Origin of the sequence: Methylibium sp. (genome assembly GCF_013817365.1) — a bacterium.
Classification (GTDB): Bacteria; Pseudomonadota; Gammaproteobacteria; order Burkholderiales; family Burkholderiaceae_C; genus Methylibium.
The window spans coordinates 1-16,946 of sequence record NZ_JACDCU010000028.1 but is presented as its reverse complement, the minus strand read 5'-3'; the positions used below and the strand labels follow the sequence as shown (position 1 = coordinate 16,946).

The window sequence follows — 16,946 nt, the reverse complement described above, 5'->3', positions numbered from 1 at the left end:
GGCGTAGATGGCGGCTTGCATGAGCACTTCCTTGACCTCGTCGGGCGTGAGCCGCGTATCGGCGTGATCGCCCGCGCCGAGGCCGGCGCCGCTTCCGCCGGTGAGCGCAGCTCGCAGGTGCAGCTCGTATTCCTCCCAGCGGCCGAGCGCACAGGTGATGGCCAGCACGATGATGCGGCGCGTCTTGGCGTCCAAGCCGGGGCGGCCCCACACGTCGTTCCAGGCGTAGCGGGTGATGAAGTTCTGGAAGTCGGCGTTGAACGCGTTGGCGTTGGCGACCGACTTGTCGACCCAGGCGTCGCCGAGGATGGCGCGGCGGTTGCGCATGCCGCGTTCGAGATCGTGGTCGTAGGGATCCATGAGCGAGGCCTCGCAGTAAATCGAGTTGAGAGTCCGGCCGGCAAAGACGCGCCGCCCCGCGACATGTTCGACAGTGTCGCGCCAGCGGCCGATGCACGCGGCGGTGGCCGGCGAATCGCTCGGTTATGGTCGCGGCCATGCACGATTGCGCCGCCCCGCCCGTCGGCCCGTTGCCCGGCGTCATCGCCGCGGCCCCCTCGTTCGGTGCCGCTCGGCGCTTCGCCGGTGGGGCCGGGCGTTGCGCACCCGTTGCAGCGCTGCTGCTGGCCCTGCTGCTCGGGGCTTGCGCCTCCGGTCCGCGCACCGGTGGCGGCGACGGCCCGCCTTCCGACCCGCCGCGTGGCCTGGAGCGCACGCCGGACGCAGTCCCTCGCATCGAGCCGCTGCGCTCGGGCGGCCCGAACAAGCCCTACCGGGTGCTGGGCCGCGACTACACGCCCGAGGCGCGCGACGTGCCGATGCGCGAGCAAGGCCTCGCCTCCTGGTACGGCCGCAAGTTCCACGGCCGGCGCACCGCCAACGGCGAGGTCTACGACATGTACGCGATGACGGCGGCGCACAAGACGATGCCGCTGCCCAGCTATGCGCGGTTGCGCAACCCGTCCAACGGAGCCGAAATCGTCGTGCGGGTCAATGACCGCGGCCCCTTCGTGCAGGGCCGCGTCATCGACCTGAGCTATGCGGCGGCCAGGAAGCTGGGCGTCGACGGCGTGGCGCCGGTGGAGGTGGAGCGCCTCACCTTCGATGCCATCCGCACGGGCGACTGGCGCCGCCCGGCGCCAGTCGCCCCCGGCGACGCCGCACCGGGCGGCGCCGTGGCCGCTGCGCCGATGACCGCCCCGCCACCGCCGACCGCTCGGACGCAGGCGCCGGTGAGCGTGCCGTCGCCATCGGCCGCTCCGGCGGCGGCAATGGTTCAACGCGCCGGGGAACCCACGGCGAGCGCCGACACGTACGGCTTCTGGGTGCAGCTCGGTGCCTTCCGCGAACGCGGTGGCGCCGAAGAATTCCAGCAGCGCGTCTCGGCCGATCTCGGCTGGCTGGCGCCGCTGATGGCGGTGTTCAGCGATGCGCCGCTGTTCAGGCTCCAGGCCGGCCCTTACGCCTCGCTCGACGATGCGCGCGGCGCCGCCGAGCGGGTGCGCGAGGCGCTGCGGCTGGTGCCGGTCATCGTCGAGCGGCGTTGAGCCCGCGACTCGCCGCCGGGCTCAGCGCCCCGCGAGGTCGAGGATCGCGATCGACGACACGTTGCCGATCGCGCCGCCGTGCCGCCGTGAGCCGTGCGGTCGTCACCAGGGCTTCGCCGCCGCCTCGTCGCGCACCAAGACGGCAACGGCCTCGTCGCGGCGTGCGGGCAGGCATACGGTGGACGCAACGATGTCGCGTTCCGGCGCTGGCGCCGGTGACGAGCAGCACGTTTTCATGCCTGCACGGTAATCAGGTCGGTTGTTATCCCGCGTTCAGGGGGGGTCAAGCACGAAAGTGGCATTCGTGAGCATCTGTGCACATCTTTTGCCCGTTGTCTCGGAGTGTGCTGGTGGGAGTTCCCGCTGCGCACGGCCAGACGTCAACCACCCTTCTTCAGCACAGGAGTTCCCATGCAGAAATTCTTCAAGCGCAGCGGCGTCGCCGCTGCCATGGCCACCGCACTCGTTGCGGCGGTTCCGGCCCAGGCCGAAACACTGATCGGCCTGACCGTGACCAATAGGCTGGTCACCTTCGACAGCGGCAACCCGATGTTCGGCGGCCCCGAGATCGCCATCACCGGCCTGATCGGCGACGAGCGCCTGCTCGGCATCGACCTGCGGCCGAAGACCGGCGAACTCTTCGCCGTGTCGAACGCGAGCAACCTGTACACGCTCAATGCGGGCACCGGCGCGGCGAGCTTCGTGGCGGCGCTGTCCTCGCCGCTTGCGGGCAACTCCTTCGGCTTCGATTTCAACCCGGTACCTGACAACGCTGCCGCGGGCCCCAATTCGCTGCGCATCATGTCCGACGCCGGCCAGAACCTGCGCGTGCAGGTCGCCACCTCCGGCGGCGCCACGCCGGCCGGCGACGTCATCGTCGACGGCGCGCTCAACGGCGCCACCAACCGCCTGGACGGCGTGGCGTATGCCAACAACGACCGCAATCCGGCCACCGGCACCATGCTGTTCGGCATCGACGCCACCTCGGATTCGCTCTACAGCCTGAACGCCAACGCCGGCACGAGCACCCTGCTCGGCAGCCTGGGCCTGGACGTCACCGCGGTGGTCGGCTTCGACATCGCCGGCACGGGCAACAAGGCCTTCGCGGCGCTGGTGATCGACGGCGTGGGCGACGCCAAGACCGGCCTGTACGAGATCGATCTTGCGAGCGGTGCGGCCACGTCGCTGGGCCTGTACGGCGTCGGCGGCCTGAGTTCGGGCGCTTCGCAGCTGCAGGGGTTGACCGTGGCGGCGATCCCCGAGCCTTCGACCTATGCCCTGATGCTGGGCGGGCTGGCCGGCGTCGGCTTCATGGCCCGCCGCCGCTCGGCGCGCGCCAAGAGCTGAGGCCCCGCCTGCGCAACTGAACTCGGCAGCCGTTGCGAAGCAAGGCACCCGCGAGCCGGAACGTGGCCGTGCAGCCTCTTCGGAGCGCAAGCGGTTGCCGGCGCCCCGGCAGACAACGAGAAAGCGAGGCCTTCGGGGCCTCGCTTTTTTAGCGCGTCGGCTCTTACTTCGCCGTCGGCATCGCGAACTCGGCGCCCTTGCCGGTGCTCTCGGGCCAGCGCTGCATGATCGACTTCTGCCGGGTGTAGAAGCGCACGCCCTCTTCGCCGTAGGCGTGGGTGTCGCCGAACAGGCTTTTCTTCCAGCCGCCGAAGCCGTGCCAGGCCATCGGCACCGGGATCGGCACGTTGATGCCGACCATGCCGACCTCGATGCGCCGTGCGAACTCGCGTGCCACGTGGCCGTCGCGGGTGAAGCAGGCCACGCCGTTGCCGAACTCGTTGGCATTGACCAGCGCCACCGCGGCCGCGAAGTCGGGCACGCGCACGCAGCACAGCACCGGGCCGAAAATTTCCTCGCGGTAGATCGTCATCTCAGGCGTCACGCGGTCGAACAGCGTGCCACCGATGAAGAAGCCTTTGTCGTGGCCGGGGACGCGGTGGCCACGGCCATCGACGACCAGCTCGGCACCCTCCTGCTCGCCCTTCGCGATCAGGCCCTCGATGCGCTCCTGCGCCGCGCCGGTGATGACCGGACCCATTTCCGCGTCGAGCTCCATGCCGTTGCTGATCTTCAGCGCACGAGCCCGCTCGGCCAGCATGGGCACGAGCTTGTCGGCCACGTCGCCCACCAGCACCGCCACGCTGATCGCCATGCAGCGCTCGCCGGCCGAGCCGTAGGCCGCGCCGATCAGCGCATCGACGCTTTGTTCGAGGTCGGCATCGGGCATCACGACCATGTGGTTCTTGGCGCCGCCGAGTGCCTGCACGCGCTTGCCATGGCGCGCGCCGGTCTCGTAGATGTAGTGCGCGATCGGCGTCGAGCCGACGAAGCTGATCGCCTTGACGTCGGGGTGTTCCAGCAGCGCATCGACCGCCAGCTTGTCGCCCTGCACGACGTTGATCACGCCGTCGGGCAGGCCGGCGCGCTTGAACAGCTCGGCCATGAAGAGGCTGGCGCTCGGGTCGCGTTCGCTGGGCTTGAGCACGAAGCAGTTTCCGCAGGCGATGGCCAGCGGGTACATCCACATGGGCACCATCACGGGAAAGTTGAAGGGCGTGATGCCGGCCACCACGCCCAGCGGCTGGCGCAGCACCCAGTTGTCGATGCCGGTGCCGATCTGGTCGGTGAAAGCCGACTTGAGCAGCTGCGGCGCGCCGCAGGCGAACTCGACGATCTCGATGCCGCGCGTGACCTCGCCCTGCGCGTCGGTGAAGACCTTGCCGTGCTCGGCGGTGAGCATCGCGGCCAGCGTGTCGCGCTCCTCGATCAGGAGTTGCAGAAATTTGTTGAGCACGCGCGCTCGCTTGAGCGGCGGCGTGTCCGCCCAGGACGCAAATGCCGCTTGCGCGGCGGCCACCGCAGCGTCCACTTCGGGCTTGGAGGCCAGCGCCACCTGGCGCGCGACCGCGCCGGTGGCCGGGTTGAACACCGGCTGGCGGCGCCCGCTGGTGCTCGCGACCTTGCGGCCGTTGATGTAGTGGCCGATCTCGGCCGTGGCGGTAAAAGCTTCGGGAGCGCCCATGGTGATCTCCTTGCAAGTACAGCGCACAAGACTAGGCGCTGCACGCCACGCTGAACAGGCGAAGGAGCTGACTTCATTGTTCATGCTGGTGAACAATGAGCGATGACCACGACACCGACGCCCCTGTGGGCCCACGTACATGCGCTGGGCCTGGTCGCCCAGTTCGGCAGCTTCACGCAGGCCGCACAGCGACTGGGCCTGTCGAAGGCAGCGGTGAGCCAGCGCATCGCCGAGCTGGAGCGCAACGTAGGCGTGCCGCTCCTGCAGCGCACCACGCGCAGCGTGCGGCTCACCGAAGCCGGCCGGCAACTGGTCGACGAGACCTCGGCCGGCTTCACGCAGATCGAGCAGGGCCTGGCCGCCGTGCGCGACCTCGCCCTGCAGCCGCGCGGCCTGCTGCGGGTGAGCGCCCCGGTCGCCCTGGGGCGCCAGCAGGTGGCGCCCCAGCTCGACGCCTTCCTGCGCGCCTGGCCGGGCATCCGCGTGGACCTCGCCCTCGAGGACCGGCTGGTCAATCTGGCGCACGAAGGCTTCGATCTCGGCGTGCGCCACACCAGCACGCCACCCGACAGCCACGTCGCCTGGAAGCTGTGCGCCTCAAGGACCTTGCTCGTTGCGACGCCGGCCTACCTGCGGCGCCGCGGACTGCCCGAGCATCCGGGCGATCTGGCCGCGCACGACTGCGTGGCCTACCTGCGCCCCGGCCCAGCGGTCTGGCCCTTCGAGCGGCTGCCGGTGCGTGGCGCCCGCGCCGCGGCCGAGCCGGAGCGGGTCCGTGTGACGGTGAGCGGCGCGCTGCGCGTCAACAACTCCGAAGTGCTGCGCGACGCGGTGCTGGCCGGCCTGGGCATCGGCCTGTTGCCCGACTTCAGCGCCGCGGCCGCGCTCAAGGCCGGGCGCCTGCGCGAGTTGCTGCCGCTGTGGCGCCCGATCGGCTTCTTCGGCGATGCGGTCTATGCGTTGCGGCCTTGGAGCCCGCAGGTGCCGCGAGCAGCGCGTGCGTTGGTCGAGCATCTGCGGGCCGCGCTCGCCGCCGGTTTCGGTTGAGCCAAAAAAAACAGCCCACCTTTTGAAGGGTGGGCTGGGGAAGTCCTTCAAAAAGGACGTCGTTGGGACCGGTGACTTCGCGGGGCGGAGCCGCCTGCGAAGGCCGACACGCCGAGTTCCGAAGAGCAGCGCGGCGGCGAATTCGAAGACTGTAGAAGTCGCCTCGTTGCGAACCCATCCCCAGAACGCAGGACCGGGCTCACGCACCGTTTGTGCTCACCGCACATAGCGACGCAGCAGACCTGCGCCCTGCTCCGTTGCACCCAGCACGCCGCGTCCTCACACGCTCGCGGCGAGTTCTCCCATGGGCCGCTGCGCCGGCTGGCCGTGAAAGCGAAAGTCCACCGCCGGACGCTTGCCGCTGATCAGCTCGGCCAGCGCGCGCCCGGAGCCGGCGCCATGCGTCCAGCCCAAGGTGCCGTGGCCGGCGTTGAGCCAGAGGTTGGCGATGCGGCTGCGGCCGATGTAGGGAATGTTGGTCGGCGTGCTCGGCCGCAGGCCGGCCCAGAAACTCGGCTCGTCCCGATGCGCCACGCCGGGAAACAGCTCCTCGTAGCGGCTCACCAGCGCCGCGCAGCGGGTGCGTGCGGTCGGGCCGTCGAGGCTCGTGTCGTAGCCGGCGAGCTCGGCGGTGCCAGCGATGCGCACCTGGTCACCCAGCCGCGAAATCGCGATCTTGCGGCTGTCGTCGATCATGCTCACGACGCTTGCGCGCTCGGGCGCCTTGAGCTTGAGCGTGGCGGAATAACCCTTGGCCGGATAGATGTTCAGGTTTACGCCCAGCGGCCGCAGCAGCGGCGCCGTGAAGCTGCCCAGCGCGGCGACGAAAGCATCCGCGTGCAGTTCGCGGCGCTGCTGCGTTGCCGTGTCGACGACATGCACGGCGCTGATCTCACCGCCGGTGCGCTCGAGCGCCTGCACCGCATGGCCGAACAGGAAGCGCGCTCCGCGGTCGATGCAGCGCTGCGCGAGCTGCTGGGTGAACACGCGTGCATCGCCCGACTCGTCGCTGGGCGTGTAGGTGCCGCCGGCCAGCTGCGGGCCGTAGGCGGCCAGCGCCGGCTCCACCTCGAGCACTTGCCGGGGCGACAGCACGCGCCGGTCCACGCCGTGACGGCGCATCAGCTCGGCGCCCGCGGCACCCGCCTCGAAGTCCTTCTCGCTGGAGAAGAAATGCAGGATGCCGCGCTCGATGCGGTGATAGTCGATGCCGGTCGCCGCAACCAGCGACTTGAGCGACTCCTGGCTGTAGCGGCCAAGGGCAACGAGCTGCTGCACATTGCGCTCGAAGGCGGCGTCGCTGCACTGGCTTAGGAAGGCAAGGCTCCAGCGCCACTGCCAGGGGTCGAGCCGGGGACGAAACAGCAAGGGCGAATCGGCCCGGGTGAGCCACTTCAAAAGCTTGAGCGGCGCCTGTGCATTGGCCCAGGGCTCGCAAAAGCTCACCGAAATCTGCGCGCCGTTGGCGAAGCTGGTTTCCATTGCCGCGTCGCTCTGGCGGTCGACGACGGTGACCTCGTGGCCCTGCTCGAGCAGATACCACGCGGTGCTCACGCCGACGATCCCAGCACCTAGGACGATGACTTTCATGAAAAATCCCTTCGAGGCGTTCAGGCCGTTCGCAGTGCCTCGATTTTGCGCAGCCGCTCCGGCAAAGTGAAGCGGCATTCACGTTATTCTTCATTCATTAGAGATACTGATATAAAAAGATCGTTGAGAACACGCTATGCGAGACCTCGATCCTGCCGCCCTCGACTGCCTGGCCGCACTGGCCGACGACGGCAGCTTCGAGCGCGCTGCACAGCGCTTGTCGATCACCCAATCGGCGGTCTCGCAGCGACTGCGCGCGCTCGAGACGCAGGCGGGGCAGCTGTTGGTCGTGCGCTCCCGGCCGCTGCGGCTCACGGAACCGGGCAAGGTGCTGCTGCGCTTCGCCCGCCAAATGCAGGCCATGCGCGCCGATGTGGCGCGTGAACTGGGCGAGCAGATGCAATCGCAGGCGCGGCTGCCGATCGCCGTCAATGCCGACAGCCTGGCGACCTGGGTGCTGCCGGCCCTGGACCCGCTGGTGCAGCAAGGGCTGCAGGAGGGCTTCGGGCTGGAGCTCATCGTCGACGACCAGGACTTCACCCACGAGTGGCTGCGCCAAGGTCAGGTGCTGGGCTGCGTTTCCACCGTCGCGCGGGCGCTGCGCGGCTGCCGCGTCACGCCGCTGGGGGCGATGCGCTACATCGCGGTGGCGAGCCCCGGTTTCGTGCAGCGTGAACTGGGCGATGACGCGGCTGGCGGCCTGCACCGCGGGAACTTTGCGCGCACGCCTTTCCTGGTCTTCAACCGCAAGGACGACATGCAGGCGCAGTGGGTGGCCCGCGCCTTCGGCGTGCGTGCGCCGAAGCTGGCAGAGCGCTTCGTCCCCTCGTCCGAGGCCTACGTACGCGCGGCGGAACTGGGCTGGGGCATCGGGGTCATGCCGGAGCTGCAGGCGCGCGAACGATTGCAGCGCGGCGAGTTGCTCCAATTGCGGCCGGAAGTCGGCATCGACGTGATGCTGCACTGGCACCAGTGGAAGCTGGGCGGCGAGCCGGCGGCGCCGAGCCGAGCAGCGCGGCTCGATGAAGTGGGGGCGGCGCTGGTGGCGGGCGCCGAGCAGGCGCTGCGCAATTGAACTGGCGCGGTGCAGCGGCTGGCCTGCCGGTCGAGTCCGAGAGCGACGGGTTCCGGAGCCCCATAGCTTCGAGCGCTCCCGATCCAGCGAACGTTCACGCCCGATCCTGATGGGCGCCGCTACTTCCCCAGTGCGCTCTCGTTGAAGGGCCGGCGCGCACCCCTACCGCCACGCGCCATCACACGGTCACGATCTTCAGACCGTCGTGCCCGTGCGATTCGCCCTTCTGGCCGTGGCCGCGCGCGTTGCTGACAACGCGGGTCGAAGCGCGCGGCGAGCCCGCGGGGTGCGCAACGCGGTAATCGTGGCGGCAATGCAAGTGGCCGTGCAGCCACAGGTCTGCGAGTGGCAGAAGGTCGTCATCCGCGTTGCAAAAGCTCGCGGTGCCAGGCTGTTCGCCGTAACGCGGATCGACGCTTCGCAGACTGGGGGCATAGTGAGTGATAACTACTGTGGCGTCGAGCGACTTATCGTCAGTCGCCGGAGTCGAAAGCGTTCGCGTCAGCCAGTCGCGGCAGGCCAGCGCCTCTTCGCGCACGGCGGCCGGGTCCAGCACGGTACCGCCTCGCGTGGACCGCATCACCTCGACGAAATAGCGCGCAGCGCGTTGGCAGCGTTCCCGCCGGGCTTCGCCGAACAGGTCGAAGTCGCACCAGCGCGTGGTGCCGACGAAGCGGATGCGCCGCCCGTCATCTCCCCGAAACACGCGCTCCTCGCATTCGAGCAAGTCGATGCGCAGCGCCGTGCAGCGCGCGCGCAAGGCCGGCCACGCGGTGTTCAGCTCGCGCCGATCGAATTCATGGTTGCCGGCGATGAAGAGCACCGGCCGCGGCCAAGAAGCGAAGCGCTCCAGGCCGGCCCAGGTGCTGTCGATGTCGCCGGCGAGTACCAGCAACTCGGCCTCGGGCGCCGGCTGCGGCGTGAAGGCTTCGGTTTCGAGGTGCAGGTCGGACAGCAGTTGCAAGCGCATCTCAGCAGGCCCGGTTCAAACCGCGCAGCGCGCGCGGCTCACGCCTCGCGGCCGTGGCATTGCTTGAACTTCTTTCCGCTGCCGCAAGGGCAGGGATCGTTGCGACCGACCTTGGGGCCTGCACGGCGCACGGTCTCGACCTTGAGCCGTTCGCCGCGAGCCAGATCGCAGATCGCGACCACGTTGCCAACAAGATCCTCGATGGCCTCGTCCAGGGTGCGCAGCGGGTGTTCGGCGTCGAGCGCCTGGGTGAAAGCCTGCTCATCGCCTTCCTGCTCGGGCAGATGGCGGCGCACGCAGGCCAGCAGGTCGGGCAGTTCGCTGGCGGTCAAGGACTCGAGGGCGACGAACTGATCGAGCGCGTGCTCGAAGCCGACCGCCCATGGCGCCAGGGCCGGCGCAACGGCAGCGGCCCCTTCGAGCGGCAGGCCTTCGTCGCTCTCGGGCTGCATCACCAGTGGATCGAACCAGGCGTCTTCGCGCAGCTGGCGCTCCAGCACGGCGTGATGGCGCATCACCAATGCGAGCAACCGCTCGTGCTTGGCGGCATGCCAACCGGGCGTCTCCAGCGTGAGCGCCTGGCCGGCGCCGGGCTGTTCCGGATCGCCCCAGTTCCAGTCGAACGCCGGTGGCAGCCACTCGGCGGCGTCGATCAGCACCGGCTGCGCCAGCACGCCGCACAGGTAGCCGTCGAGCATCACCACGTCGAGCGCCTGGAGCGGCTCGGGAATGGCGGCCAGCAGATCGTCGAGTTCGCCGATTTCGGCGTCGCTCAGGGGTGTTGCAGTCGTGGAATCAGGCATCGGACGATTGTCCTATGGCCGCGTGCCGGACAAACGGCCGACCGGCGATCCGGCGAGGAATGAGGGTTTACCCTAGAATCGGGCTTCTCTTTTGAAGGCTTCTCATGACCACGCTGTCCATCCAACTGCCCACCTTCCGCACCCAGGCGCCGCGCGGTGCAGAGCCGCTTGCTCAAGCGGCCTTTGCACTGTGGCACTTCTTCGAGCTGATGGTGAGCGCTCGCAAACCGAACGCCTGGTCTGACCAGTTCAGCGCGGTGTCGCTGGACGAACCCGATGCTCGCGGCAATGTGGACGCGCTTTACCGCGGCCGTTCCGTGCGCCCGTGACCACGCTGGGTGAACGCTTGAGTCGCCCATGAATAAGGGCCGCCGCAGGCGGCCCGGATCAGCAGAGATGCCGCCAGCGGACGGCGATCGAACGCTCAGGCAGCCAGCCGCTGCTCGATGCGCAGCTTGGTGTCGGTCAACTCTCCCGGCAGATGATGGGCGAGCTGGCTGAACAGCTCCTCGTGCAGCTTCAGTTCCTGCTGCCAGGCCGCGCGGTCGATGCCGATCACGCTGGCGAACTGCTCCGGCGTGAAAGCAAGGTCGCGCCAGGCCAAGTCTTCATAACGCGGGCTGATGCCGAAGGCATTCTCGCGGCCCTGCGCCCGGCCGCGCACACGCTCCAGCATCCACTGCAGCACGCGCATGTTTTCGCCGTAGCCCGGCCAGACGAACTTGCCATCCGCCCCCTTGCGGAACCAGTTGACACAGTAGATTTGCGGCAACTTCGCTCCTGAGCGCTCGCACAGCGTTTGCAGCTTGCGCCCTAGCGCCAGCCAGTGGCCGAAGTAGTCGCTCATGTTGTAGCCCATGAAGGGCAGCATCGCGAACGGATCGCGTCGCACGACGCCTTGCGCGCCGGCCGCCGCGGCGGTGGTCTCCGAGCCCATGGTCGCGGCCATGTAGACCCCTTCGATCCAGTTGCGCGCCTCGGTCACCAGCGGCACCGTGGTCGAACGGCGGCCGCCGAAGATGAAGGCGTCGATCGGCACGCCGACAGGGTTGTCCCAGTTGGTGTCGAGCACCGGGTTGTTGGTGGCCGCCACGGTGAAGCGCGCGTTGGGATGTGCGGCCGGCTTGGGCTTGCCGAGCGTGGCCTGTTCGCGGGCGATGGCGGGCGTCCAATCCTTGCCCTGCCAGTCGATCAGGTGGGCGGGCGGCTGCTCGCTCATGCCTTCCCACCACACATCGCCGTCGTCGGTGAGGGCCACGTTGGTGAAGATCGCGTCGCGTTTCAGCGAAGCCATGCAGTTCGGATTGGTCTGCTCGTTGGTGCCCGGCGCCACGCCGAAATAGCCGGCTTCGGGGTTGATGGCGTAGAGCCGGCCGTCGGCGCCGGGTTTGATCCAGGCGATGTCGTCGCCGATGGTGGTGACCTTCCAGCCCTCGAAGCCGGACGGCGGTACGAGCATGGCGAAATTCGTCTTGCCGCAGGCGCTGGGGAAGGCAGCGGCGACGTGGAATTTCTCGCCCTGCGGGTTTTCGACGCCCAGCACCAGCATGTGCTCGGCCAGCCAGCCGAGGCCATCGGCCTCGACATCCCGGCGGCCCATGGTCGACGCGATGCGCAGCGCGAAGCATTTTTTGCCGAGTAGCGCATTGCCGCCGTACCCGGAGCCGTAGCTCCATATTTCGCGTGTTTCAGGGTAGTGGACGATGTACTTGGTCGGGTTGCACGGCCAGGGGACGTCCCGCTGCCCCGGCTCGAGCGGAGCGCCCACGGTGTGCATGCAGGGCACGAACTCGCCGTCTTCGCCCAGCACATCGAGCACCTGTCGGCCCATGCGCGTCATCAGTTTCATGTTGACGGCCACGTAAGGCGAGTCGCTGAGTTCGACGCCGATGTGCGCGATCGGCGAGCCGAGCGGGCCCATCGAGAAGGGCACCACATACATCGTCCGGCCGCGCATGCAACCCTTGAAAAGCGGCGGCGTGCCATCGGCCCGGCCGGTCTGCAGCAAGGCGCGCATCTCGGCCGGCGCCATCCAGTTGTTGGTCGGGCCGGCATCGTCCTGCTTGTCGGAGCAGATGAAAGTGCGGTCCTCGACGCGGGCCACGTCGCCCGGATCGCTGCAGGCGAGGTAACTGTTCGGCCGTTTGGTCTCGTCGAGCTTGCGGAAGGTGCCCGCCGCGACCAGTTGCGCGCACAGCCGGTCGTACTCGGCCTTCGAGCCGTCGCACCAGTGAATTGCCTGCGGCTCCGTCAACGCAGCCATCTCGGAGACCCAGGCGATCAGCCTGGCGTTCTTGACATAAGCCGGCGCATCGATGCGCAGACCTTGCATTGCGGGATGGTTCATCGCAGTTCCAGTGAGAGGTTGAGGGATCTCGCCAGTTCCCGCCGACTCGGACTCTGGCGACATCCATCAAGACCGACCCAGTTCATTAGGCACGGTCGTTCATAAAAGTGTAGAGATGTGACCGACACATGACAGCGACCTTCCATGCGCTTTAGGCATGACGACATGTTCCGCGCTTTGGCGCTGGGCGGCATACCGGCATGGCGCGAACTCGGAGCGCTCTTACGCTCTTAATATGCGGCCATGACTGCCGTCCATTTCGGCTTCTTGCGGCGTCGGCACTTGGCCGGTGTGCTGGCAGCCTGGGCGCTGCCCACCTGGGCGCAGCGCCCCGCTTCCAAGCGTTTGCACGTCGGGGTCGAGGCCGCCCTGCTGAGTTCCGGCCTGGCCCAGCACCTGCAGCAGGCGATCGGCCGCGACACCGGCTTGGCAATCGAATGGCGCGCCGGGCCGGGCGGTGCGCTGCTGTCCTTGCTGGAACGCGGCGAAGTCGAAGCCGCGCTGACCCAGTCGCCCGAACACGAACTGGCTTTGGAACGCCGTAACCTCTTGCACGACCGCCGGCCGGTGGCCCGCAGCGAAATGGTGCTGGTCGGGCCGGCGCCGCGACGGGCCGGCCGCAAGCAGGTGGCCGGCGGGGATCCGGCCGGGATCGCGGGGGGTCGCGACGCATTGACAGCGCTGCAGCGTATCGCCCAGGCCGGGGCCAGCGGCGCGGCGGGATTCGTTGCTCACGGCGAGCCGAGCGGCACGCGCGAATTGGAACAGGCGCTGTGGAAAACGCTCGGCCCGCAGCCGCTCGGTCCCTGGCTCCGCACCGCCGCCGCAGGCCCCACCGCGGTGCTCGACCTCGCGCAGCAGACGCAGAGCTACGCGCTGATCGAGCGCGGCGTGTGGCAGGCGCGCGGGGCGAAGTCCGGTCTGGCGATCATGGTCGCCGGCGATGCGCGGCTGGCGGCGACCTATCACATCATGCGATCCTTTCGCGTCAATCCGCCCGGCGGCAAGCTGCTGGTGAACTGGCTGGCCGGCCCGAGCGGACAAAGCGCGGTGCGCAGTTTCGGCCGCGGCTACCGGCCGGTGGGCTGAGCAGGCCGCCGCGCTGCAGCGCCCGTGAAGCCCGCCGCCATGAACACTGCTGCCACGAAAGCGTCGAGCGCCCCGCAAGCCCTACGAGCCGCTGCGCCATGACGGCGTTGCCGCGCTTGCTCAGCGTGAACGTCGCCATGGCTCAGCCGTTGCGCATCGGCTGCCGCGAAGTGCTCAGCGGCATCAACAAGCGCGGCGTTGCCGGAGACGTCGAGGTCCGCCCGCTCGGCCTGGCCGGCGATGAACAGGCCGACCCCAGCCTGCACGGCGGCCTGGACAAGGCGGTCTACGCCTACCCCAGCGAGCACTACCGCGTCTGGCAGACCGTGCGTGCACAAGCCGGGCTGGCAGCCTGGGACGCCGAACTGCCCGCCGGCTTCTTCGGCGAGAACCTGACACTCGAAGGCCTGCTCGAGAACCAGGTCTGGATCGGCGACGTGCTGAAGTTCGCGCATTGCGAACTGGCTGTGGCGGGGCCGCGCCAGCCCTGCTTCAAGTTCAATGCGGTGATGGGCCTCGGGCAAGCGAGCAAACTGATGGTGCAGTCGGGCTACTGCGGCTTCTATCTGGCCGTGCGCGTGCCCGGCACGATTGCCGCGGGCGAAGCCTTCGAGCTGGCTCCCGGGCCGCGCGAGGTGGGCATCCCCGAGCTGTTCCGCTCGGTCAGGGCGAAGCACCGATGAAAGCGCCGCTGCGCGCCTTCGCCGTCCCCTTGTCGCTGGCGCTCGCCGCGGCAGCCTGCGTCGCCCCACCAGCGCCCGGGGGCGCGGCCGAGCCGAGCGTGCGGGTGCCCGCCGGCGCGGCAGGGTTTGGCGCCTTGCCCGCCGGCTGGCCCGCCGCCGAGGTGCTGCTGATCGGCGAGCAGCACGATGCGGCCGAGCACCAGCGCCTCGCCGCGCAAGTGGTGGAGCGCCTTGCAACGCAGGGCCGCCTAGTTGCCGTCGTGCTCGAGATGGCAGAGCGGGGCCGCAGCACCGCGCCCCTGCACCACGGTGCGGACGAAGCACAAATGCGTGCAGCGCTCGCCTGGGACGAGCGCGGCTGGCCGTGGGTCGCCTACGGGCCGATCGTGGCGGCCGCCGTGCGCGCCGGGGTGCCGGTGCTCGGCGCCAACCTGGCTCGCGGCACGCTGCGCGAGGTCATGCGCGATGAGCGGCTCGACACCGAGGTGAGCGACGCCCTGCGCGCTCGCCTGCTCGCCGACGTGCGCGACGGTCATTGCGGCCTCCTGCCGGCGTCGCAGCTGCCGGGCATGACGCGAGTGCAGATCGCCCGCGACCGCGCGATGGCCGGCGCAGTGGCGGCGCAGGCGAAGCCGGGCGGTGTGGTGATGCTGGTGGCCGGCGCCAACCACGTCGACAAGACCCGGGGCGTGCCTGAGCACCTGCGCGCGCAGGCGCCCGGCTTGCGGGTGCATGCGCTGGGCCTGACGGCGGGAACGCCCGAGGACGGCGTCGCCGCCGGCTTCGACGAAGTTTGGGTCACGCTCGCGCTGCAGCGCCCCGATCCCTGCGAAGGGCTGGCCGAACGCTTCGCGCCGGCGCGCTGAGCCCGCGCCTTCGTCTTCGGATCGCGCGGGCCACAAGCCTCGCGGGGACGGCTCGATGCCTTCGATGCGAGCCCGTGCCATCGGCCTCCGGCGAGCGCCGCGGTCAGCCCTCGCGCCGACTGTCGCTCCTGCGGCGCCCACCGCTCCGGGCGCACGCGACAATCGCGCCATGCTCGCCTACCGACACGCCTTTCACGCGGGCAACCACGCCGACGTCCTCAAGCACGCCGTGCTCGCACAGGTGCTGCGCCACATGGGGCAAAAGGACAAGCCCTACTGGCTGATCGACACCCATGCCGGCGCCGGCGGCTATTCGCTCGCCAGCCCCGAGGCGAAGAAGAAGGGAGAGTTCGAGCACGGCATCGCGCGGCTCATGGAGCGCGACGACCTGCCCGAAGCGGTGGCCGATTACGTGGCGCTGGTGCGTGCCTTCAACCCCGAAGGCGGGCTGGGCCGCTACCCGGGCTCGCCCGAGATCGCGCGCGCGCTGCTGCGCCCGCAGGACCGACTGCGCCTGTTCGAGCTGCACCCCGCTGACGTGCGCATCCTCGCCTCGCACCAGTCCGCCGGGCCTCACACCGAGGTGCACCACGAGGACGGCTTCGAAGGCCTGAAGGCGCAATTGCCGCCGCCTTCGCGCCGCGCGGTGGTGCTGATGGACCCGTCCTACGAGCTCAAGGCCGACTACGGCCGGGTGGTGGCCGCCGTGCGCGAGGCGCTGGAGCGCTTCGCCGAATGCGTGGTGGTGGTCTGGTATCCGCAGATCAACCGGCTCGAATCGGCGCAACTGCCCAAGCGGCTGCAGTCGCTCGCTCAGGAGGTGAAGACGCGCAGTTGGCTGCATGCCCGGCTCACGGTGCAGCCGCTCGACCGGCTGGGCTTCGGGCTGGCGGGCAGCGGGGTGTTCGTGATCAACACGCCGTGGACGCTGCACGCCGCGTTGAAGGACAGCCTGCCCTATCTGACGAAGACGCTGGGGCAGTACGAGGGCGCCAGCCACCTGCTGCAACACAAGGCGGTCTGAGCGCTGCGTCGAGCAGAAGATGCGGGCGCTTGCGCGACACTCGCGCGCAACCGGAGCCCCCTTGTGAGCCTTGCCCCTCCCCGCGCCGAGCCCGCGATCCACGAGCGTGCGAACCAGTTCGCGCTGCTCACCCAGCGCCGCTTCGCACCCTTCTTCTGGACCCAGTTCCTCGGCGCCGGCAACGACAACCTGTTCAAGTTCGCCCTGACGGTGCTGGTGACCTACCAGCTGCAGCTCGCCTGGCTGCCGCCGGCACAGGCCGGCGTGGTGATCGGCGCACTCTTCATCCTGCCCTTCCTGCTGTTCTCGGCCACCTGCGGGCAGTTGGCCGACAAGTTCGAGAAGTCGCGCCTGATGCGCTTCACCACGAGCCTGGAGATCGGCATCATGACGGTCGCAGCGCTGGGCCTGCTGTGGCAGAGCGTGCCGCTGCTCCTCGTGTGCATCTTCTCGATGGGGGTGCAGGCGACCCTGTTCGGGCCGGTCAAGTACGCCTATCTGCCGCAGCACCTGGGCGAGCGCGAGTTGACGGGTGGCAACGGCATGGTGGAGATGGGCACCTTCGTCGCGATCCTGCTCGGCAACGTGGCGGGCGGCCTGCTCATCGCGGTGCCCGAGGTCGGCCGGCACTGGGTCGCCTTCGCCTGCCTCGCGCTGGCGGTGCTGGGCCGCCTCACCGCGCAGTACGTGCCGCATTCGCCCGCCACCGCGCCGCAGCTCGTCATCAACTGGAACCCCGTCAGCGAGACCTGGCGCAACTTGTTGCTGGCGCACGGCAACCTGGTGGTGTTCCGCTCGATGCTCGGCATCTCGTGGATGTGGTTCTTCGGCGCGGTGTTCCTGAGCCTGTTCCCGGCCTTCGCCAAGGAAGTGC

Annotated in this window: 16 protein-coding genes; 10 read left to right on the top strand and 6 right to left on the bottom strand. The window is 69.2% G+C overall.

From position 1 onward, the window contains the following. On the bottom strand, positions 1–360 hold a 360-nt coding region (locus H0W38_RS03600), incomplete at its 3' end, for a carboxymuconolactone decarboxylase family protein (protein ID WP_292451286.1). A gap of 137 nt (positions 361–497) precedes the next feature. On the opposite strand from H0W38_RS03600, the gene H0W38_RS03595 reads away from it, so the two are divergent. Next, complete coding sequence (locus H0W38_RS03595) at positions 498–1,547, top strand: septal ring lytic transglycosylase RlpA family protein (protein WP_292451283.1); 1,050 nt, start codon at positions 498–500, stop codon at positions 1,545–1,547. Positions 1,548–1,958: 411 nt separating this feature from the next. Continuing rightward, positions 1,959–2,894 carry a DUF4394 domain-containing protein gene (locus tag H0W38_RS03590; protein WP_292451281.1) on the top strand — a complete coding sequence of 312 codons (936 nt, stop codon included), beginning with the start codon at positions 1,959–1,961 and terminating at the stop codon, positions 2,892–2,894. A gap of 163 nt (positions 2,895–3,057) precedes the next feature. Here H0W38_RS03590 and H0W38_RS03585 read toward each other — a convergent pair whose 3' ends face one another. Continuing rightward, the gene (locus H0W38_RS03585; protein WP_292451279.1) at positions 3,058–4,578 is read right to left on the bottom strand and encodes a CoA-acylating methylmalonate-semialdehyde dehydrogenase; all 1,521 of its coding nucleotides are present in this window, start codon (positions 4,576–4,578) and stop codon (positions 3,058–3,060) included. Between the two features lie 102 nt (positions 4,579–4,680). On the opposite strand from H0W38_RS03585, the gene H0W38_RS03580 reads away from it, so the two are divergent. Beyond that, positions 4,681–5,625, top strand: coding sequence for a LysR family transcriptional regulator (locus H0W38_RS03580; RefSeq protein WP_292451277.1), 945 nt, complete (start codon positions 4,681–4,683; stop codon positions 5,623–5,625). 279 nt (positions 5,626–5,904) lie between these two features. On the opposite strand, the gene H0W38_RS03575 is transcribed toward H0W38_RS03580, so the two are convergent. Then, entirely contained in the window at positions 5,905–7,215 is a 1,311-nt protein-coding gene (locus tag H0W38_RS03575) for a D-amino acid dehydrogenase (protein WP_292451275.1), read from the bottom strand. 136 nt (positions 7,216–7,351) lie between these two features. Between H0W38_RS03575 and H0W38_RS03570 the strand changes: the two genes are divergently transcribed. Continuing rightward, positions 7,352–8,290 (top strand): LysR family transcriptional regulator ArgP, encoded by a 939-nt coding sequence (locus H0W38_RS03570; RefSeq protein ID WP_292451273.1) that lies wholly within the window; start codon positions 7,352–7,354, stop codon positions 8,288–8,290. A gap of 178 nt (positions 8,291–8,468) precedes the next feature. Here H0W38_RS03570 and H0W38_RS03565 read toward each other — a convergent pair whose 3' ends face one another. Then, complete coding sequence (locus H0W38_RS03565) at positions 8,469–9,260, bottom strand: metallophosphoesterase (RefSeq protein WP_292451271.1); 792 nt, start codon at positions 9,258–9,260, stop codon at positions 8,469–8,471. A gap of 38 nt (positions 9,261–9,298) precedes the next feature. Then, positions 9,299–10,063: a UPF0149 family protein gene (locus H0W38_RS03560; RefSeq protein WP_292451269.1), complete on the bottom strand. Its 765-nt coding sequence runs from the start codon at positions 10,061–10,063 to the stop codon at positions 9,299–9,301. 104 nt (positions 10,064–10,167) lie between these two features. On the opposite strand from H0W38_RS03560, the gene H0W38_RS03555 reads away from it, so the two are divergent. Further along, complete coding sequence (locus H0W38_RS03555; protein ID WP_292451267.1) at positions 10,168–10,392, top strand: hypothetical protein; 225 nt, start codon at positions 10,168–10,170, stop codon at positions 10,390–10,392. 95 nt (positions 10,393–10,487) lie between these two features. Here H0W38_RS03555 and H0W38_RS03550 read toward each other — a convergent pair whose 3' ends face one another. Further along, on the bottom strand, positions 10,488–12,410 hold the full coding sequence (locus H0W38_RS03550; RefSeq protein WP_292451265.1) for a phosphoenolpyruvate carboxykinase (GTP): 1,923 nt from the start codon (positions 12,408–12,410) through the stop codon (positions 10,488–10,490). 243 nt (positions 12,411–12,653) lie between these two features. On the opposite strand from H0W38_RS03550, the gene H0W38_RS03545 reads away from it, so the two are divergent. The 5 genes from H0W38_RS03545 to H0W38_RS03525 all read left to right on the top strand — a co-directional run. Next, positions 12,654–13,499: a substrate-binding domain-containing protein gene (locus tag H0W38_RS03545; protein WP_292451263.1), complete on the top strand. Its 846-nt coding sequence runs from the start codon at positions 12,654–12,656 to the stop codon at positions 13,497–13,499. Between the two features lie 98 nt (positions 13,500–13,597). Beyond that, positions 13,598–14,182, top strand: a complete 585-nt coding sequence (locus H0W38_RS03540; RefSeq protein ID WP_292451261.1) for an MOSC domain-containing protein — start codon at positions 13,598–13,600, stop codon at positions 14,180–14,182. Next, the gene (locus tag H0W38_RS03535) at positions 14,179–15,048 is read left to right on the top strand and encodes a ChaN family lipoprotein (RefSeq protein WP_292451259.1); all 870 of its coding nucleotides are present in this window, start codon (positions 14,179–14,181) and stop codon (positions 15,046–15,048) included. Before H0W38_RS03540 ends, H0W38_RS03535 begins: the two co-directional genes overlap by 4 nt. A gap of 169 nt (positions 15,049–15,217) precedes the next feature. Next, positions 15,218–16,072 (top strand): 23S rRNA (adenine(2030)-N(6))-methyltransferase RlmJ, encoded by an 855-nt coding sequence (locus tag H0W38_RS03530; protein WP_292451257.1) that lies wholly within the window; start codon positions 15,218–15,220, stop codon positions 16,070–16,072. Between the two features lie 63 nt (positions 16,073–16,135). Continuing rightward, the coding region (locus tag H0W38_RS03525; RefSeq protein WP_292451255.1) for an MFS transporter at positions 16,136–16,946 on the top strand (811 nt) is incomplete at its 3' end.